Consider the following 17,748-nt stretch of genomic DNA (forward strand, 5'->3'; position numbering starts at 1 on the left):
CCGTACACTTTTGATAGCGTTGTACAGATTGCAGCAGTTAGAGTTGTTTTACCGTGGTCAACGTGGCCGATAGTACCAACGTTTACGTGCGGTTTCGTACGTTCAAATTTTTCTTTAGACATGAGTTGTCCCTCTAGGTACGGATTTAGGTGGTGTGAATGACCACGCAACCAAAAAGTATTGGTGATAAAGTATATATCAAACGGAAGACTTTGCTTAGAGCTGGTGCTGATAGGCAGACTCGAACTGCCGACCTCATCCTTACCAAGGATGCGCTCTACCACCTGAGCTATATCAGCACTCAAAAAAGAGTGGAGCGGGCAGCGGGAGTCGAACCCGCATCATCAGCTTGGAAGGCTGAGGTAATAGCCATTATACGATGCCCGCAACACGTAACTCTGTGAGCTATTTCTTACAATATGGTGGAGGGGGACGGATTCGAACCATCGAAGGCAGTGCCAGCAGATTTACAGTCTGATCCCTTTGGCCACTCGGGAACCCCTCCAAATTTTAATCATTCTAATGTTTACAATAGAATGGTGCCGACTACCGGAATCGAACTGGTGACCTACTGATTACAAGTCAGTTGCTCTACCTACTGAGCTAAGTCGGCATAAGTGGTGCGCATTCTATTGAATGATTTTCTGCCTTGCAAGAGTAAATTTGGAAAAATTTTCTCTTTTTTCTATTTACACTCTTGTTTGTTGAAATTTCATACAATTCATCAGTAAAACTTTACTTCTTTCGACGATGTCGTTTGCATTCTCGCTTGGTTGTTGTATTTTCGCTGGTCTATTGTGAATGCTAGTTAGGAAGACTATGACGCCATATCTCTCTTTTAATCGTCAGCAATGGGCCGAATTGCGAAATTCTGTTCCTATGACGTTATCCGAAGAAGATCTCAAAGAGCTTCAGGGCGTCAATGAGAGCCTAACAGTAGAAGAAGCGGTCGAAATTTACCTGCCTTTATCTCGGCTACTGAATTTGTATGTTGCCGCACGGCAAAGCCGAAACTCAGTCCTCAACCGGTTTTTGGCAAATCAAGAAAGTGCTCCGCCTTTTATAATTGGAATCGCAGGTAGTGTTGCTGTTGGCAAAAGCACCACAGCACGTTTATTGAGAGCGCTTCTGTCTCGGTGGGAAAACCACCCCAAAGTGGAATTGGTGACGACGGACGGTTTTCTGTTTTCCAAAAAAGTCCTGAATGAGCGGGGCTTAATGCAAAAGAAAGGGTTTCCTGAATCTTATGATATTAAACGATTAGTTGAGTTCATTTCCGACGTCAAAGCTGGAAAACCCAATCTGGCGGTGCCATTGTACTCACATTTGACCTACGACATCACGGAAGAGGTAAAAATCGTTGACCGCCCAGATGTTCTTATCGTTGAAGGGCTCAACGTCTTGCAAAGTGGATTGAGTTATCCCCACGCGCCGCATCGAGTCTTTGTCTCTGATTTTCTCGATTTTTCACTCTATGTTGATGCCGATTACGATGTTATTGAACAATGGTATGTTGATCGCTTCCTCAAATTTAGACTCGGCGCTTTTACCAGACCAGGTTCTTACTTTAATCACTACACCGAGCTAACGGAAAGAGCAGCGACTGAAAAAGCGCACTCGATTTGGCAATCTATTAATGGCATCAACCTGACTAACAATATCTTGCCAACAAAAGGGCGAGCACACCTCATCCTCAAAAAGGGCAAGGATCATAAAGTCGAAGAAATCCTCCTCAGAAAGTAAATGATCTTTATTGGATCACTTTTTGAAAGCACTCTCTGTCCATATCCCGAATATTGACGGTCAAGCTGTAAACATAGACAGCTTGGCGTTGCAGTACATCCATTAACTGACGTGACAGTTCCCTTTTCTGCTCTGATGTCCGGCCCTCTAACAGTTCGACACTGATGTGGATAAAATCCCCACTATCACCCTCTTCTCCAATTAACCAATTGTGGCAACGTAAAGCTCTAGATTTAACAGATTTGGCCTCAAATAACCCACACTGAAGAGTCACTTGGTGTAAGTCTTCTAGGAGACTCGAGACATTTACCCGTTCGTCAACAGAGTTAGAGTATTCCATTACTAGATTCGGCATAATTACCTTCGGATGTAGGAGAGTTTCAAAAATCAGATCATGTTTTTACCTGTTTCTACGCCAGCTGCCGAGTCCAAAGATGGCAGAGTCAATGATAGATCACGTAAGGCATTAATGTGTTTGTCAATTTTGCGTACTTCCACCATTAGACGCGGGTTTAGATCGCCGCCAGACTTGATACTTGTCATGATCTGCTTGATTTAATCTGTTATATTCTTACGAAGAATTTTTACATTAATTGATTAAATACGGAGATATTCCTATGCGTCGTCCTGTAGTGATGGGGAACTGGAAACTGAACGGTAGCAAAAAGATGGTCGCTGACCTGCTCACTGGCCTAAATGCTGAACTTAAAGACGTTGAAGGTGTAGATGTAGCGGTCGCTCCACCGGCACTTTATCTTGATCTCGCTGAACGCCTAATTGCAGAAGGTGGAAATAAAATTATCTTAGGCGCGCAAAATACAGACCTAAACAACAGTGGTGCATTCACTGGTGACCTTTCTCCAGAAATGCTGAAAGACTTCGGCGCCACTCATATCATTATCGGTCACTCTGAACGTCGTGAATATCACAACGAGAGCGACGAGTTCGTTGCTAAGAAATTTCAATTCCTACTCGAAAATGGTCTGAAGCCTGTCTTTTGTATTGGTGAGTCTGAAGCTCAAAATGAAGCCGGAGAAACCGAAGCCGTCTGTGCACGTCAAATCAATGCCGTGATCGATGCCTACGGTGTTAACGCTCTCAATGGTGCTATTATTGCTTACGAACCGATTTGGGCAATAGGTACGGGTAAAGCAGCAACGGCCGAAGATGCCCAACGTATTCACGCTTCAATTCGAGCCATGATTGCTGAAAAAGACGCGGATATCGCTGCGCAAGTCATCATCCAATACGGTGGCTCCGTAAAACCCGAAAATGCAGAGTCTTATTTTGCACAACCTGATATCGACGGAGCACTCGTTGGTGGTGCGGCGTTAAACGCTCAAGGTTTCGCTGCGATCGCTAAAGCTGCCGCAAAAGCAAAAGCTTAATGTTTCTCCGCTAGAACCCTCTTATAAGGCCAGTAGTCTACTGGCCTTTTTTGTGTCTCACACACCAATCAAGTATCCTACGCTTTTCCGCTCACAGAGTCGTTGTAACGAATGCAGGATAAGCACGGTCTTTTAACTGGCCACATCCCTACAGTGCTCCGTCAGATGACCATCCCGATGACATTCGGTATGGTGGCTATCCTGATGTTCAATTTAGTCGATACCTTCTTCATTTCTCTGCTCGGAACAGAAGCTCTTGCGGCCATCAGTTATACGTTCCCAGTGACCTTTGCTGTCAACTGCATCACAATGGGGATTGGCGTAGGGCTATCCGCCAATATCGGCCGTCTGCTTGGGCAGGGACAGTCAGAAGATGCCGCACGTTTCTCGAGTCACGGATTGGTACTGGCCGTGACGTTAGTCGCTCTTGCATCTGGTTTAGGTTATTTCACCATTGACCCACTGTTTCTTGCACTCGGCGCCGACCAAGAACTGCTGCCTCTGATTAATCAATACATGCACATCTGGTACCTGACTATTCCATTGCTTGTTGTCCCAATGGCGGGCAACAGTGCGATCAGAGCCACGGGAGATACCAAAACGCCAGCAAAAATCATGATGCTGGCGGGATTAATCAATGGCGTACTCGATCCACTCCTGATTTTTGGGTACGGACCCTTTCCCGAATTAGGGATCCAAGGCGCTGCCATTGCGAGTGCTCTGAGCTGGTCAGGAGCCTTAATAGGTTCACTATATATGCTGATTAAAAGAGAGAAGCTTCTGGCGTTGCCACGCTTCAAAACTCTGTGGGCAGACTGGCGACAAATCCTAAAAATCGGCACTCCAGCGGCACTATCCAACGCGATGAACCCGCTATCCGGCGCAATTCTAATGATGCTGCTCTCCAGTCACGGCACCGCTGCAGTGGCTGCTTATGGCGCTGCGCTGCGAGTCGAGTCCATTTTGATTTTAGTGTTGATGTCACTGACCTCAGCACTGACCCCTTTTATCGCTCAGAATATCGGTGCAAATAATCCACAACGCAGCTTTGCTGGCTTGTTCATCAGTATGCGTTTTTCTATTCTCTTTCAATTGGTGATTTTCGCCATGATGGTACCACTCAGCATACCGTTAGCAACGCTGTTTTCTCAAGAACAAGCGGTAAAGGACTTACTTTGGCATTACCTTTTGGTCGTTCCTTTTAGCTACGGTTTTCAGGGGATAATTATGATGCTCGTCTCTGGGCTAAACGCGCTCCATCAACCAATAAAGGCGTTTCAGTGGAGTGTTATGCGCTTATTTATATTCATCCTACCTTGTGCTTGGATAGGCAGCCAATTCTATGGGATAAAGGGACTTTTCATAGGGATTGCGATGGGTAATATAATAGGGGGGACTTTAGGTTATTTGTATGCTTTGAAGCTAAAGCGCCAGCACTTAGCTTAACATGACGCTCATCCAGTTCTTCTCTTTACTCATTTTTTATCATGGCTATTCTTCGCTGTGAACTTCATCCATTTCAAGATCAACATCCAGAGGTTCAGGGGAAAGGATAACCCCCGTATTGTCAGCGTACAGATAATCTTCTGGAAGAAAAGTGACACCGCCAAAGTTAACAGGGATATCAACTTCACCTATAGCTTGATAAGTAGCGCCCACAGGAATTGCGGCGAGAGCTTGAATACCAATACTCATGTCTTCGAGATCGTCGACTTCCCTGACACATCCGTAGATGACCATACCTTCCCACTCATTTTCTTCAGCAAGCGATGCCAGCTCCGCATCAATCAAAGCACGACGCAACGAGCCGCCACCATCAATCAGTAGGACACGCCCTACTCCATCTTGCTCAAGAATTTCTCGAATAAGGCCGTTGTCTTCGAAACACTTCACCGTGGTTATCTGCCCAGCAAATGAAGCACTACCGCCAAAGTTGCTCAACATAGGTTCGACCACATCTACTTGCTCAGAGTATATGTCACACAAAGCCGACGTATTGTATTCCATAGTGTTCCTTCCCTTAAGGTTGGTCATCTTCAACGAGTATATAGAGAGATCAAGTCAATGCAATGACAAGGCGCAATTAACTGACCAGAATTTGAGCTATAACCACACCTGCAAACAACAAATTAGTGATCAATGAGCATTTCACGATGACTGACATCATAGGGGCAATCTGAGCTGGTCGTTCTGTCTGCCATACCGCCTTTCCATGCCGATATACCATTATAATACTGACAAAAAATGGCAAACTTACCCAAAACGAAACCGGTTGAAGTAACAAATAGAGAATAAAGGCCACAAGAGCCACTGCCAGCAAAATAGCATGATATTGTTTCGCCATCTTCTGACCCAACCTAACAGCAACCGTTCTTTTCCCGCACTGCTCATCATTCTCAATATCGCGCATATTATTAATATTCAATACCGCTACGGCCATTAAACCACAGCCGATGGAGGGCAGTACTAAAAGCAGAGCAACGACACCGGTATGCAGGAAATAAGTGCCCGCCACTCCAAGTAAGCCAAAAAACACAAACACGGAGACATCGCCCAGCCCAAGATAACCATAGGGCTTTTGACCAACGGTATACGCAACCGCAGCAATAATAGACAGAATACCCAAGCCGATAAACACGAGAATATTATGTAAGCTGTCCAGCGCATACAATACCAAAGTGAGACCGGACGCTAAGGTCAGCATGATGCTGAGTAGGATTGCCCACCTGACATGGCTCTGGCTCACCAAGCCGGACTGAATAGCTCGAACAGGGCCAAGACGTGCATGGTTATCCGTACCCTTGATGGCATCGCCGTAATCGTTGGCTAAATTGGACACAATCTGCAACAACGTGGCGGTCGTTAGAGCCAAGACTGAAATAAGGATAGAAAATTGCCCAGACGAATAAGCCAAGACACTGCCAGTCAGTATCGAGACCAAAGCCAGAGGCAAGGTGTTGGGGCGAGCGGCATCAAACCAGATACGTAAGAAATGTTTCATGTGTATCATTGTAGCGAGATGTTTTTACTGAAGCTTTGTGATACATCAAAGTTAATATAAAAATCAAAAAGACCACCTAAGTGGCCTTTAGTTCATTGCTCGTGGGCAGACTTACTTTACTCGGCCGACGTACTCACCAGAACGAGTATCGACTTTGATCACTTCACCGATAGAAATGAAAAGAGGCACTCGAACAACGGCACCTGTCGTCAATGTTGCTGGCTTTCCACCTGTTCCCTGAGTATCGCCTTTCAGGCCAGGATCTGTTTCTGTCACTTCCAACTCAACAAAGTTTGGTGGTGTCACCACAATTGGATTGCCGTTCCAAAGCGTTAGCATACAATTATCATTTTCAACCAACCATTTTGAATTTTCGCCAACCGCTTTTGCGTCCGCAGCAATTTGTTCGAATGTTTCGTTGTTCATAAAGTGGTAGAATTCACCATCGTTGTAGAGGTAGTCCAGATCAATGTCCAATACGTCTGCAACTTCAACCGTATCGCCTGACTTAAATGTCTTTTCTAGCACTTTACCTGAAAGCAGTTTACGGATTTTAACGCGATTAAAGGCCTGACCTTTGCCTGGTTTTACATACTCATTTTCGAGAATGACACACGGCTCATTATCAAGCATAATTTTGAGACCGCCTTTGAATTCATTCGTGCTAACAGTAGCCATTTTTTCCTCTTACCATTCTTCGAGTTAAATTTAATGACACATATCATAACCCGAAAAAACCTATCTGTTGAGCAAAACTGGCTTCAACAGCTAGCGAATGGGATCTCTGATCCTGCTAAATTATTAGAACAACTAGAGATTGATCCTTTGCCATTGCAAAAAGGATTTTCAGCTAGGAAGCTGTTCGCACAACGCGTTCCACAAAGTTTTGTCGACAGAATGGAGCGAGGCAACCCCTCTGATCCTCTTTTACGTCAAGTTCTGCCACTGTTGGAAGAGTTTGAATCTCATCCCGACTATTCACCCGACCCCCTTAACGAACAAGACAATAAAGTACCTGGACTGCTGCATAAATATCGTAACCGAGCCCTATTGATCGTGAAAGGAGGTTGCGCAATAAACTGTCGCTACTGTTTTCGCCGACATTTTCCTTACAACGACAATAAAGGCACCAAGTCAGTTTGGCAGCAAAGCTTGGATTATATAGAGCAGCATTCGGAGCTCAATGAAGTGATACTGTCAGGCGGTGACCCGCTGATGGCCAAAGACGGGGAACTCTCATGGTTGATCGAGGGCATTTCTGCTATTGGTCACATTAAACGCTTAAGGATCCATTCTCGTCTTCCTGTCGTGATCCCAGCACGTATCACGCCCGAGCTCACTCAGTTACTGGCGTCGACAAGACTACAGGTTATTTTTGTCACGCACATTAACCATGCCAATGAAATTCATCAGGAATTAAGGGATCAATTGCGTGTTCTCAAACAGGCTGGTGTGACCCTGCTCAATCAGGGTGTTATGCTAAAGGGAGTCAATGACAATATTGATGCCCAAGTAACGCTCAGTGAAACTTTGTTTGATGCCGGTGTCCTTCCATACTACATGCATGTCTTAGACAAGGTGCAAGGCGCTGCTCACTTTCTCGTTCCTGATCAGCAAGCAAAGGCGATAATGGCGGGTGTGATAGAGCGTGTTTCTGGCTACCTTGTCCCCAAATTGACTCGCGAAATTGGCGGTAGAAACAGTAAAACGCCACTCGATTTGTATTTGGAGTAACCAAACTGGATCGACTTAGCGGCATAAAAAACCACCATGGCCGGTGGTTTTTGTTATTCAAAACGTTTAGAAGAGTTCTTCTGCGACCTTGTACAAGTCTTCTCGGACCGGGCGCTTCATATTCTCTATCGCATCGATAATATCATGATGGACCAATTGCTCTTTCTGAATGCCGACACATCGACCACCCTGACCTTCCATCAACAAATGTACCGCGAAATTCCCCATTCGTGAGGCTAATACACGATCAAAAGCGGTCGGTCGTCCACCACGTTGAATGTGGCCAAGTACTGTGGCTCGCGTTTCTCGACCAGTACTGGCCTCGATCTCTTTGGCTAACTCGTTTGCATCCATCATAAGTTCAGTCAAAGCAATGATCGCGTGTTTTTTTCCTTTGGCAATTCCGTCCTGAATATTGCTGATGAGCTTTTCTTTGTCCAACCCAGTTTCAGGGGTGATAATATACTCACAACCTCCAGCGATGGCAGACATCAGAGTCAGATCCCCACAGTGACGCCCCATAATTTCAACAATCGAAATACGCTGGTGAGACGAAGACGTATCACGCAGTCGGTCAATCGCATCAATCACAGTATTAAGCGCCGTCAAATAACCGATCGTATAATCCGTTCCTGCAATATCATTATCTATCGTGCCAGGTAGACCGATGCATGGGTACCCCATCTCAGTCAACTTTTTAGCTCCCATATACGAGCCGTCACCACCGACAACCACTAGAGCCTCAATGCCGTGTTTTTGTAGGTTCTCGATCGCCTTCTCACGCACTTCAACTTGTTTGAATTCCGGAAAACGGGCGGAGCCTAAAAACGTACCGCCTTTGTTGATCACATCAGAAACACTCGAACGCTCTAGCTTATGGATACGGTCTTCATATAGGCCGAGGTAACCGTCGCAAACACCGTAGACTTCGAGCCCTTCCGATAACGCCGTTCGAACCACACCGCGTACTGCTGCGTTCATGCCTGGTGCATCCCCACCGCTCGTCAAAACACCGATCTTTTTAATCATGCTCACCCTCAACTTTTGGGAATCTTATTTCAATTTTTACGTCAGCAATTTACAGCCCCATTCCTGACAAGACTCTTTTAACTCAACGATATGTTACCTTGAAGGACAAGGAATACTACTTTTATTTGAACTAATATATGTAACTTTTCTACTTATGTAAGAGTATTACAAATTCACGCTTTGGTTGATTTGATACATATCAGGATTACAGCGAAAAATAGTCTCGATGAAAAGATAGTCAATAAGTGCACATTTGTCGCCCAGTGGTATATTCACCAGTCTTGAGCTTTTTGCTCTCTCTCTGGACCAAAAACAACAGAATAAGGATCTTGGTGAATCAGTACATCCGCATGGGGAAAAAGAACAAGCAATTGACCTTCAACCACATCAGAAATACGATGCGCTTCGATCAGTAAGATTTTGTCCTCCAGTTCGAGATGGAGCTGAATAAATCTCGTCGGGCCTGACATGCGAGTGCGCAGTTGATGAACCCCTAAAACCCCGTCCACCGACATACAACACTGCTTGATTTGCTCGATTTCTTCATCGGGGAGCTTGCGATCCAAGAGCGTTTGTGTTGCTTCTTTAACCATTTTGAAGGCGCTCAACAAAATATAAAGGCCAATACCAATCGCAAACACGGCATCCGCTTGGCTGATACCAAACCAACTCAGACCAAGTGCCAGCATAATCGCACCATTCATGTACAAGTCAGATTGATAGTGGAGCGAGTCTGCTGCAATCGCTTGGCTACCTGTTTTAGCAACCACATGCTTTTGAAATTGGACTAAAGCGAACGTCAAGACGATGGCAAACAAACTGACATAAACGCCGTATTGAGGTGAATGAAGTTCATGAGGGCGAAAAAAACGCTCCACGCCATTAAGGATCAAAAATACCGCTGAACCTGAAATAAACATGGCTTGAGCTAAAGCCGCGAGAGACTCTGCTTTTCCGTGACCAAAGGTGTGTTCTCGGTCCGCGGGTTGCAAAGCATACCTGACCACAAATAAATTCACCAAAGAAGCCGCAATATCGAGAATAGAGTCAATCAATGACGCTAATAGACTGACCGACCCCGTGACCCACCAGACTGCCAGTTTAGTGACCATCAGCAAAGTTGCGACTATGGTAGCAGTCCACGCTGCAATGGTGACTAAACGGGCATATTCATGTTTCATAAACGGGCGACTCCAAAAAAACATACTCCAAGTATAACCCGCCAATTATTGAATAAACATGACTTAAAAAAACGGCCATTTGGCCGCTCTCATCATTATGTATAACCATTAACTGTCGCTGATACGCTCTCGCATTTTGATGGCGCGTTTTTCTGCTTGAGCTTTTTGCAGTTCGACAAACTTGATTTTTTGTTCCGGCGTCAAAATACTTAGCATCTGATGCTGATTTTCAAGCATATTCACTTTTCGTTCTGTTTGCTGCTCGACCATCTGCTTTGCAAGTTTGCTAACCGCTTCTCGGTCAAATGTCTCCGCCAGCATCAGGCTTTGAAGCTTGTTTTTGTTTGCCTCCCTCTCAGCATGGTGCGCCTCAAAATTTTCCTTGCTCGCTATCTTTCTTTCACTGCTGGTTGTTTTTCGCCACTGCTTAAGCTGTTCTTTTTGCTCTTCCGTCAAATCAAGTTGACGTATCATACTGCGATCGAGTCCGAAGCCATGATCGGGGCCTCGCTTGTGATCTTTGCCACCAAACGCAAACACACTTGCAGTGCCCAACGTCAAAGGGAGGACGGCCACAGCCAATACCAGTTTTTTTGCTGTTTTCATAATTGTACCTTTCGCATCAAGAGAGACTGAATCAAGCTGCCTAGGCAGCGCTTAAATCTAGAATATGAGTTGCAACGTAAAGTGATGTTTAGGGTGCGTAAAAAATCGTAAAGAGTAAAAATTTAACTCAATCTCTTAGCCATTAATCAGTACTATTAAAACAGAGACGACTGCAAGGGGCATACGATGGCCAATATTTTATTGATAGATGACGACACTGAACTGACCAACCTTTTAAAAGAAGTACTGACATTTGAAGGTTATATTGTTTCCGAAGCTCACGATGGCGAAGCCGGTCTCGAAGCCATCAATGACCGCATCAATTTGATACTGCTCGATGTGATGATGCCTAAACTGAATGGTATGGAAACGTTAAAGCGCTTACGAGAGCGGTGGGATACTCCGGTCTTAATGCTCACAGCGAAAGGGGAAGAGATCGATCGCGTCATCGGCTTGGAACTTGGTGCCGATGACTACTTGCCCAAACCTTTCAGTGATCGCGAGTTACTTGCACGAATACGGGCAATACTTCGCCGTACTCAATCCAAACATGCAGGTAAAATAAGCGATTGTATTCATTATCAAGATATTAAAGTCTATCCGGGTAAACAAGAGGCTTACTGCCAAGATCAGTACATTGAATTGACGACCACAGAATTTGCTCTACTCAGCCACTTTGTCTTGTATCCTGGTAAAACGCTGACTAAAGAAACGCTCAGTCTCGATGTGCTCGGTAAGCGACTCGCCGCCTTCGATCGCGCTATCGATATGCACGTCTCCAACCTGCGTAAAAAACTCCCTGATAGAGAAGACGGAAAACCACGAATTAAAACATTACGCGGTCGTGGTTATCTGCTGGTAGAAGAAAATTGATGCGCCTTCCGAAAATTACCAGTTTATACGGGCGTATTTTTGCTATTTTCTGGTTTACCATGTTCCTCGTTCTTATCGCCGTCTTATCGCTTCCTCACTTAGACCCCCGTAAAGCCCGAGATATTCCGACCGACCATTACAAACGTCTGATTGATGTCCAACAGAAAATCGAACAACGATTTGTCAAAGAAAATGACCTAAGACGAATCATTTTCCAACTCGAATGGCCCAAACGCTCCCCTCGCGATCCGAGGCCTCGCTTCGTGCTCACTGATCTCGATGGTAACATCCTCACCTCTCGAGACCGCAAAGACTTCAAATTGAAAGCTGTGCAAAATTTCATCACCAGCATTGAAGACCCAAAACACCCAAAACAAAGGCTCTACGGCCATTATATGGTCGCTGGGCCACTGCCTATTGAGCTCGCGAATCAAAAACTGTTGTTATTTGTTGGTATGAAATGGAATCAGCCGCCTCCTTTCTTAATCCGGCTATTTGATAAACCCTTTCAATTATTGTTTGCAGTGATGTTAGTCAGCACCCCTTTATTGTTGTGGCTCGCGTGGGCTTTGAGCCAACCGGCCAGAAAGTTAGAGCTCGCGGCCAAACGCGTCTCAAAAGGCGAATTCTTCGTCGATCCTGATCTAGAAAAAGGCACCAGTGAGTTTCGTCAGGCAGGCGCAAGTTTTAATCAGATGGTCGAAGCTGTGAATCAGATGATTTCAGGACAACAACGATTACTCTCAGATATTTCCCATGAGCTGCGCTCCCCTCTCACTCGTTTGAGGATGGCAAATGCATTAGCCACTCGAAAACAAGGGAGTAGCCCCGAGCTTTCCCGTATTGATAACGAAGCACAGCGTTTAGAACAAATGATCAGTGAGTTATTAGAATTATCTCGAATGCAAGCAGATAGCCATCTCAGCTACGAGCAACAACCAATGGGAAGCCTATGGGAAGCCATCTTGTTAGACGCGCAGTTCGAAGCGCAACAAATGGGAAAACAGCTGCATTTCAGTTCGATTCCAGATCGTCTGATTTCAGGTAGCCCCAAACTATTGATGAGTGCACTCGACAACATAGTACGTAACGCTATCTACTACAGCAAAGATCATATCGACGTCCATATTATTGAGTCAGATGATTTGAAAATCCTGATCTCCGTCGATGACAATGGCGATGGTGTCCCCGAACAAGAACTTGAGGCTATTTTCCGCCCTTTTTATCGAGTTTCAACCGCTCGTGATAGACACAGTGGGGGAACGGGTCTTGGTTTAGCCATCACACAAAATGCCATTCTTCAGCACAGCGGAACCGTGACAGCAAAACGCAGTCGGCTTGGTGGGCTCAGAGTTGAAATGAGGTTGCCATTGCATTTGGTTCAATAACCCCACAACTACACAGTTGATAATGGATCTCATTATCATTTAAAGTAAGTCCTTCAATGATGGAGGATTTACTATGTTGCATACTTTCCCTGAACTTCCCTATGCTTATGACGCTCTCGAACCATATATTGACGCCAGAACAATGGAAGTTCATTACAGCAAGCACCACCGCACCTATTTTGACAAGTTTGCTTCCGCTATAAAAGGCAGTGAATTGGAACAGCAACCACTGAGCGATATTTTTTCTCGTGTATCTCAATACGCACCAGCGGTGCGAAACCATGGAGGCGGATATTACAATCATATTCTTTACTGGAACTGCATGACACCGAATGGTGGTGGTACACCCCAAGGCAAGCTTGCAGACGCCATCAAGCAGACTTTTGGTCACTTTTCAGCGTTTAAATCTCAATTTAACGATGCGGCAATCAATACCTTCGGATCTGGCTTTGTCTGGCTGATTGTCAAAGATAAAGGGCTAGTGATTACTTCAACGACCAACCAAGACAATCCGTTAATGGATGTCTCCGCGATACAAGGAGTCCCGATTTTAGCCTTAGATGTTTGGGAACACGCTTACTATATTCGTTATCAGAACCGACGCCCTGAATACGTTGACGCTTGGTGGCATGTGGTCAACTGGGAAGCGGTGAGCGAAAACTACGCCGCAGCCATTGCGAAAAGCGCGTAGTTTACGCACTCTGCTTGATCAAAACTTGGCGGTATTTTAAAGCCGCCTTATACTGCCAAGCTCCTGTCAATGACAAGCAGAAATTGAAACTATGTTCGATATAGCCCTTTATGAACCTGAAATCGCCCCAAATACGGGTAACATTATTCGTCTGTGTGCTAACTGTGGGGCCAACCTGCATTTGATTGAACCATTAGGGTTTGATTTAGAGGAAAAAAAAGTGCGTAGAGCGGGGTTGGACTATCACGATCTCGCTCGCGTAACTCGCCACAAGAATTATCAGGCGTTTATGGACTATTTAGCGTCGCAACGCAGCACCTATCGCATTTTTGCGTGCACCACTAAAACCTCTGGCCATCATGTAGACGCCAACTTTCGTGAAGGTGATGTGCTCTTATTCGGTCCCGAAACTCGTGGGCTTCCTGCGGAGGTTATTGAATCAATGCCAACCAAACAACGTATTCGTATACCGATGATGGCCGATGCACGTAGCTTAAACTTATCAAATGCCGTCGCGATTATTGCTTTTGAAGCCTGGCGACAAATGGGTTTTGACGGCGCTCAATAACACACCAAGTGGATACAAAAATCCCGGCTATCAAAGCCGGGATTTTAACATGCGAACCTTATGGGCGAGCCACAAAGCCGACCGCTTTATAAACTTCTTTTAGTTTCTCCGCTGCACGCGCGGATGCTTTTTCAGCACCTTGCGCCATGACACTGTTCATGTAAGTGCGATCGGCGCGAATACGGTAGTATTCCGACTGAATCGGCTCTAACATGGCAACCAGAGCTTCACCAACATCTTTTTTAAACGGCCCATACATGTCCACACCATCATACTTAGATTCGATGTCTGCCATGGTCATGCCGGTTGCTGCAGAATACAGGCCCATTAGATTTGAAATGCCCGCTTTATTGTCCCAGTCATTAGCGATACGAGGCGGCGTATCTGTATCTGTCTGAGCTTTATTCACTTTCTTAATGATGGATTTTGAGTCTTCCAGCAAAGTGATGACATTCTTGCGATTGTCATCTGACTTGGACATTTTCTTCGTTGCATCCTGCAAGCTCATCACGCGTGCATTCACCGTTGGTATATACGGCTCAGGAATGGTAAATATTGGATTCTCTGGGGAATAAACATTGTTAAATCGGGTAGCAATATCACGCGCCAACTCAAGGTGTTGCTTTTGATCATTACCCACAGGGACTTGATGAGCACCATAAATTAGAATGTCCGCCGCCATCAATACTGGATAAGCGAACAAGCCTGCATTGATATCATTGGCGTAACGTGCCGATTTATCTTTAAACTGCGTCATACGACTTAGCTCACCCATTTGGGTATAACAGTTAAGAAGCCATCCTAACTGAGCATGCTCTGGTACATGTGACTGAACAAATAGCGTGCTCTTTTGAGGATCAACACCAACAGCAAGACAAATCGCCAATGCGTCTAACGTCGCTTCATGGAGTGCTTTTGGATCTTGACGAACCGTGATGGCGTGAAGATCTACAACACAATATTGGCAATCGTAATCGTCTTGCATTTGCTGCCATTGACGAAGAGCACCCAAATAGTTACCGATACTTAGTTCACCAGATGGTTGAACGCCACTCAATACGATGGGTTTGCTCATGAGAATAGTTCCTTTGACTTCTTAATCTAAATAAATGAAAAAACCGTGCAGCTTAGGTGATCAACACGGTTTACTCAGTGTACTCATTAACGAGTACCTTGTAAGCTATTTTGTCGCGCTTAAGCCGAAACAATCACTGCATCGACTAAATCTGCGAGGCTATCCGCAACATAATCTGGTTTTGACGCTGAAATTGGCTCACCGTGATTGTAGCCATAAGTCAACCCAAACGATTGACAACCGGCGTTTTTAGCGGCTAAGACATCATTTTTTGAGTCCCCGACCATCATCATTTCACTGGCCTCAAAACCATACTTTTCTAGTAACCAGTTCAATGCAATTGGGTTGGGTTTCTTCTCGGAAAAGCTATCTCCACCAATGACATCAACAAAGTATTGATCAATACCGTGTTTTGCCAATACCTCTGGCACAAACTTTGATGGTTTGTTGGTCACGAGCGCCATGGTAACACCGGCTTTATCAAGCTCAGCAAGCGTCTCTTTTACCGAAGGGTATAAGTGGCTTAGTTTGTGGCCACTTTTTTCATAGTACTCATCAAACAAAACACGTGCTTTTGCATGTAAGTCTGCATCCAATTCAGGATCAACTGTCAAACTTTGGCTTAAAACTCGGCCAATCAATATATCCGCACCATTACCAACATAGTCACGCACTTGCTCTTCAGAGACTTGAGGATAACCCAAAGCTTGTGCGGTTTGATCAGCCGCTAACGTGAGATCTGGAACACTATCGAGCAAGGTTCCATCAAGATCAAATGCTATCAATTTAACTGTGTTCATTGCTTTATTTCACCTGCGCTAGCTCAGATCTCATGTTATCGATCACTTGCTTATAATTCGGTTGGTTGAAGATAGCAGAGCCTGCGACAAACATATCCGCCCCTGCCTGCGCAATTTCTTTGATATTGTCTGCGTTGACACCACCGTCAATTTCAAGCCGGATGTCATAACCTGACTCATCAATCAACTGACGGACTGCACGCAGCTTGTCTAAGGTTTTCGGGATGAATGACTGCCCACCAAAACCGGGGTTCACAGACATCAGCAAAATCATATCCAGTTTATCCATAATGAACTCAAGATGAGACAACGGGGTCGCCGGATTAAGAACCACACCAGCTTTACAGCCCTGCTCTTTGATTAACTGCAAGGTGCGGTCCACATGCTCTGATGCTTCAATATGGAATGTGATCATCGAAGCCCCTGCTTTAGCAAAGTCTGGGATAATGCGGTCAACAGGCTTAACCATCAGGTGGACATCAATGGGCGCAGTAATGCCGTAGTCGCGCAGCGCTTGGCAAATCGGTGCACCAAACGTCAGGTTAGGGACATAATGGTTGTCCATCACATCGAAATGCACAACATCGGCGCCTGCGGCAAGCACTTTTTCGACATCTTCGCCAAGGCGAGCCATATCCGCTGATAAAATCGATGGAGCAATAAGAAAGTCTGTCATACTAACCTCTAATATTTATTGGCGTCATTGCACACTAAAGCAACATCGCGCAATTCTACCTAAGCTAAACATCAGAAGATAGAGAGGTAGAATGAAATGTAATTATTGACCACTGGATGCGTCAAATAGCGCCAACAACTCGTCAACTTTATTGCGACCAGAGCCATTACGGCTTATCGTCCGTTTTACCTTAATCGCATTCAATTCAGCGCCGTAATAGAGACGACGTGTCAAGGTCGTATCGTGGTTAGAAATCAAAACAGGGATACCACGCTGTTTGGCCGTTCGCTCCGCAATATCTGCTAGCGCTGCCTGATCGTCTAAGCTAAAGCCGTTGCCAGAATAAGAGGTGAAATTAGCAGTGGTTGAAAGGGGCGCATAAGGAGGATCGCAATACACCACATTCCCTTTGCGTGTGCGTTTGAACGTCTCTTTATAGCCTTCACATACAAAAGTCGCTTTCTTCGCTTTTTGAGCAAAAAACTCCAGCTCCGCTTCTGGGAAATAAGGCTTCTTGTACGAGCCAAATGGGACATTAAATCCCCCTTTCTTGTTATAGCGACACAAACCGTTAAAACCAAAACGATTCATATAGAGGAAAGCCAGTGAACGGTACATCACATCATCACTCTGATTGAATTCAGCTCGCACTGCCAAATACACATCTTTACGGTTGTTCTCATGAACAAACCAGCGTCGTGACTCGGATATATATTCTTCAGGCTTTTCTTTAAGCAGATTATAAAGATTTATCAGGTCAGGGTTAATATCAGCCAGACGATATTGCTCAAAGTCCGTATTGAGAAACACGGATCCAGCCCCTACAAATGGCTCGACCAATTTGCGACCTTCAGGCAAGTATCGTTGGATATCTTCAACAAGTCCGTATTTTCCACCCGCCCATTTCAGAAAGGCACGCTGTTTCTTCATCTACTGCTCTATCTATCGACCATAAATTAAGGCTGCGGAATGTAACATATTTTACCAATGCACTC

Annotated in this window: 21 protein-coding genes and 4 tRNA genes; 8 read left to right on the forward strand and 17 right to left on the reverse strand. The window is 45.1% G+C overall.

Features of this window, described 5'->3' with window-relative positions; all coding sequences use genetic code 11:
• The 5 genes from HLM86_RS15860 to HLM86_RS15880 all read right to left on the reverse strand — a co-directional run.
• Positions 1–122, reverse strand: a 122-nt coding sequence (locus HLM86_RS15860) for a GTP-binding protein (RefSeq protein ID WP_254868837.1), incomplete at its 3' end; no start/stop codon positions are given.
• A 101-nt stretch (positions 123–223) separates the two neighbouring features.
• Positions 224–299 (reverse strand) — tRNA-Thr (locus HLM86_RS15865).
• 13 nt (positions 300–312) lie between these two features.
• Positions 313–387, reverse strand: a tRNA-Gly gene (locus tag HLM86_RS15870).
• A gap of 33 nt (positions 388–420) precedes the next feature.
• Positions 421–505 (reverse strand) — tRNA-Tyr (locus HLM86_RS15875).
• Between the two features lie 32 nt (positions 506–537).
• Positions 538–613: transfer RNA gene (locus HLM86_RS15880), tRNA-Thr, on the reverse strand.
• A 206-nt stretch (positions 614–819) separates the two neighbouring features.
• Between HLM86_RS15880 and coaA the strand changes: the two genes are divergently transcribed.
• On the forward strand, positions 820–1,743 hold the full coding sequence (gene coaA / locus HLM86_RS15885; RefSeq protein ID WP_076588910.1) for a type I pantothenate kinase: 924 nt from the start codon (positions 820–822) through the stop codon (positions 1,741–1,743).
• A gap of 7 nt (positions 1,744–1,750) precedes the next feature.
• Here coaA and HLM86_RS15890 read toward each other — a convergent pair whose 3' ends face one another.
• Both HLM86_RS15890 and HLM86_RS15895 read right to left on the reverse strand, forming a co-directional pair.
• On the reverse strand, positions 1,751–2,098 hold the full coding sequence (locus HLM86_RS15890) for a 5-carboxymethyl-2-hydroxymuconate Delta-isomerase (protein WP_076588911.1): 348 nt from the start codon (positions 2,096–2,098) through the stop codon (positions 1,751–1,753).
• Positions 2,099–2,130: 32 nt separating this feature from the next.
• Positions 2,131–2,286: a hypothetical protein gene (locus tag HLM86_RS15895; RefSeq protein WP_170883343.1), complete on the reverse strand. Its 156-nt coding sequence runs from the start codon at positions 2,284–2,286 to the stop codon at positions 2,131–2,133.
• A gap of 74 nt (positions 2,287–2,360) precedes the next feature.
• Here HLM86_RS15895 and tpiA point away from each other — a divergent pair, with 74 nt between their 5' ends.
• Both tpiA and HLM86_RS15905 read left to right on the forward strand, forming a co-directional pair.
• Positions 2,361–3,131, forward strand: a complete 771-nt coding sequence (gene tpiA, locus HLM86_RS15900; RefSeq protein WP_170883341.1) for a triose-phosphate isomerase — start codon at positions 2,361–2,363, stop codon at positions 3,129–3,131.
• A gap of 111 nt (positions 3,132–3,242) precedes the next feature.
• Positions 3,243–4,577, forward strand: coding sequence for an MATE family efflux transporter (locus tag HLM86_RS15905; protein WP_076588913.1), 1,335 nt, complete (start codon positions 3,243–3,245; stop codon positions 4,575–4,577).
• 45 nt (positions 4,578–4,622) lie between these two features.
• Here the strand turns inward: HLM86_RS15905 and rraA are convergent, their stop codons facing one another.
• The 3 genes from rraA to efp form a co-directional block, all read right to left on the reverse strand.
• Positions 4,623–5,138: a ribonuclease E activity regulator RraA gene (gene rraA, locus HLM86_RS15910; protein ID WP_076588914.1), complete on the reverse strand. Its 516-nt coding sequence runs from the start codon at positions 5,136–5,138 to the stop codon at positions 4,623–4,625.
• A gap of 76 nt (positions 5,139–5,214) precedes the next feature.
• Complete coding sequence (locus tag HLM86_RS15915; protein ID WP_076588915.1) at positions 5,215–6,132, reverse strand: 1,4-dihydroxy-2-naphthoate polyprenyltransferase; 918 nt, start codon at positions 6,130–6,132, stop codon at positions 5,215–5,217.
• Between the two features lie 111 nt (positions 6,133–6,243).
• Entirely contained in the window at positions 6,244–6,810 is a 567-nt protein-coding gene (efp, locus tag HLM86_RS15920; protein WP_076588916.1) for an elongation factor P, read from the reverse strand.
• 33 nt (positions 6,811–6,843) lie between these two features.
• Between efp and epmB the strand changes: the two genes are divergently transcribed.
• Positions 6,844–7,866 carry an EF-P beta-lysylation protein EpmB gene (gene epmB / locus HLM86_RS15925; RefSeq protein WP_076588917.1) on the forward strand — a complete coding sequence of 341 codons (1,023 nt, stop codon included), beginning with the start codon at positions 6,844–6,846 and terminating at the stop codon, positions 7,864–7,866.
• Positions 7,867–7,932: 66 nt separating this feature from the next.
• Here the strand turns inward: epmB and pfkA are convergent, their stop codons facing one another.
• The 3 genes from pfkA to HLM86_RS15940 form a co-directional block, all read right to left on the reverse strand.
• Positions 7,933–8,895, reverse strand: a complete 963-nt coding sequence (gene pfkA, locus HLM86_RS15930; protein ID WP_076588918.1) for a 6-phosphofructokinase — start codon at positions 8,893–8,895, stop codon at positions 7,933–7,935.
• A gap of 272 nt (positions 8,896–9,167) precedes the next feature.
• A complete protein-coding gene (gene fieF, locus HLM86_RS15935; protein WP_170883339.1) occupies positions 9,168–10,076 on the reverse strand; it encodes a CDF family cation-efflux transporter FieF in 909 nt (302 codons plus the stop codon).
• Between the two features lie 108 nt (positions 10,077–10,184).
• Positions 10,185–10,682, reverse strand: a complete 498-nt coding sequence (locus HLM86_RS15940; RefSeq protein WP_076588920.1) for a CpxP family protein — start codon at positions 10,680–10,682, stop codon at positions 10,185–10,187.
• A gap of 186 nt (positions 10,683–10,868) precedes the next feature.
• Between HLM86_RS15940 and HLM86_RS15945 the strand changes: the two genes are divergently transcribed.
• From HLM86_RS15945 to HLM86_RS15960, 4 genes are all read left to right on the forward strand, one after another.
• Entirely contained in the window at positions 10,869–11,555 is a 687-nt protein-coding gene (locus tag HLM86_RS15945; RefSeq protein ID WP_076588921.1) for a response regulator, read from the forward strand.
• Complete coding sequence (gene cpxA, locus HLM86_RS15950) at positions 11,555–12,943, forward strand: envelope stress sensor histidine kinase CpxA (RefSeq protein WP_076588922.1); 1,389 nt, start codon at positions 11,555–11,557, stop codon at positions 12,941–12,943. The genes HLM86_RS15945 and cpxA overlap by 1 nt, the downstream gene beginning before the upstream one ends.
• Positions 12,944–13,016: 73 nt before the next feature.
• Positions 13,017–13,634, forward strand: coding sequence for a superoxide dismutase (locus HLM86_RS15955; protein WP_076588923.1), 618 nt, complete (start codon positions 13,017–13,019; stop codon positions 13,632–13,634).
• Positions 13,635–13,725: 91 nt separating this feature from the next.
• A complete protein-coding gene (locus tag HLM86_RS15960) occupies positions 13,726–14,202 on the forward strand; it encodes a tRNA (cytidine(34)-2'-O)-methyltransferase (protein ID WP_076588924.1) in 477 nt (158 codons plus the stop codon).
• 58 nt (positions 14,203–14,260) lie between these two features.
• On the opposite strand, the gene trpS is transcribed toward HLM86_RS15960, so the two are convergent.
• From trpS to HLM86_RS15980, 4 genes are all read right to left on the reverse strand, one after another.
• Complete coding sequence (gene trpS / locus HLM86_RS15965) at positions 14,261–15,277, reverse strand: tryptophan--tRNA ligase (RefSeq protein WP_076588925.1); 1,017 nt, start codon at positions 15,275–15,277, stop codon at positions 14,261–14,263.
• 119 nt (positions 15,278–15,396) lie between these two features.
• Entirely contained in the window at positions 15,397–16,077 is a 681-nt protein-coding gene (locus HLM86_RS15970) for a phosphoglycolate phosphatase (RefSeq protein ID WP_170883337.1), read from the reverse strand.
• 4 nt (positions 16,078–16,081) lie between these two features.
• The gene (gene rpe, locus HLM86_RS15975; RefSeq protein ID WP_170883335.1) at positions 16,082–16,753 is read right to left on the reverse strand and encodes a ribulose-phosphate 3-epimerase; all 672 of its coding nucleotides are present in this window, start codon (positions 16,751–16,753) and stop codon (positions 16,082–16,084) included.
• 102 nt (positions 16,754–16,855) lie between these two features.
• Complete coding sequence (locus HLM86_RS15980) at positions 16,856–17,683, reverse strand: Dam family site-specific DNA-(adenine-N6)-methyltransferase (RefSeq protein WP_076588928.1); 828 nt, start codon at positions 17,681–17,683, stop codon at positions 16,856–16,858.
• Positions 17,684–17,748 lie beyond the last annotated feature (65 nt).

The sequence above is a fragment of the Vibrio ostreicida genome, assembly GCF_013074385.2.
Classification (GTDB): Bacteria; Pseudomonadota; Gammaproteobacteria; order Enterobacterales; family Vibrionaceae; genus Vibrio; species Vibrio ostreicida.

Coding starts and splice junctions, on each gene's coding strand:
- coaA (WP_076588910.1), top strand. CDS start 820: ATGACGCCATATCTCTCTTTTAATCGTCAGCAATGGGCCGAATTGCGA.
- HLM86_RS15890 (WP_076588911.1), bottom strand. CDS start 2,098: ATGCCGAATCTAGTAATGGAATACTCTAACTCTGTTGACGAACGGGTA.
- HLM86_RS15895 (WP_170883343.1), bottom strand. CDS start 2,286: ATGACAAGTATCAAGTCTGGCGGCGATCTAAACCCGCGTCTAATGGTG.
- tpiA (WP_170883341.1), top strand. CDS start 2,361: ATGCGTCGTCCTGTAGTGATGGGGAACTGGAAACTGAACGGTAGCAAA.
- HLM86_RS15905 (WP_076588913.1), top strand. CDS start 3,243: ATGCAGGATAAGCACGGTCTTTTAACTGGCCACATCCCTACAGTGCTC.
- rraA (WP_076588914.1), bottom strand. CDS start 5,138: ATGGAATACAATACGTCGGCTTTGTGTGACATATACTCTGAGCAAGTA.
- HLM86_RS15915 (WP_076588915.1), bottom strand. CDS start 6,132: ATGAAACATTTCTTACGTATCTGGTTTGATGCCGCTCGCCCCAACACC.
- efp (WP_076588916.1), bottom strand. CDS start 6,810: ATGGCTACTGTTAGCACGAATGAATTCAAAGGCGGTCTCAAAATTATG.
- epmB (WP_076588917.1), top strand. CDS start 6,844: ATGACACATATCATAACCCGAAAAAACCTATCTGTTGAGCAAAACTGG.
- pfkA (WP_076588918.1), bottom strand. CDS start 8,895: ATGATTAAAAAGATCGGTGTTTTGACGAGCGGTGGGGATGCACCAGGC.
- fieF (WP_170883339.1), bottom strand. CDS start 10,076: ATGAAACATGAATATGCCCGTTTAGTCACCATTGCAGCGTGGACTGCT.
- HLM86_RS15940 (WP_076588920.1), bottom strand. CDS start 10,682: ATGAAAACAGCAAAAAAACTGGTATTGGCTGTGGCCGTCCTCCCTTTG.
- HLM86_RS15945 (WP_076588921.1), top strand. CDS start 10,869: ATGGCCAATATTTTATTGATAGATGACGACACTGAACTGACCAACCTT.
- cpxA (WP_076588922.1), top strand. CDS start 11,555: ATGCGCCTTCCGAAAATTACCAGTTTATACGGGCGTATTTTTGCTATT.
- HLM86_RS15955 (WP_076588923.1), top strand. CDS start 13,017: ATGTTGCATACTTTCCCTGAACTTCCCTATGCTTATGACGCTCTCGAA.
- HLM86_RS15960 (WP_076588924.1), top strand. CDS start 13,726: ATGTTCGATATAGCCCTTTATGAACCTGAAATCGCCCCAAATACGGGT.
- trpS (WP_076588925.1), bottom strand. CDS start 15,277: ATGAGCAAACCCATCGTATTGAGTGGCGTTCAACCATCTGGTGAACTA.
- HLM86_RS15970 (WP_170883337.1), bottom strand. CDS start 16,077: ATGAACACAGTTAAATTGATAGCATTTGATCTTGATGGAACCTTGCTC.
- rpe (WP_170883335.1), bottom strand. CDS start 16,753: ATGACAGACTTTCTTATTGCTCCATCGATTTTATCAGCGGATATGGCT.
- HLM86_RS15980 (WP_076588928.1), bottom strand. CDS start 17,683: ATGAAGAAACAGCGTGCCTTTCTGAAATGGGCGGGTGGAAAATACGGA.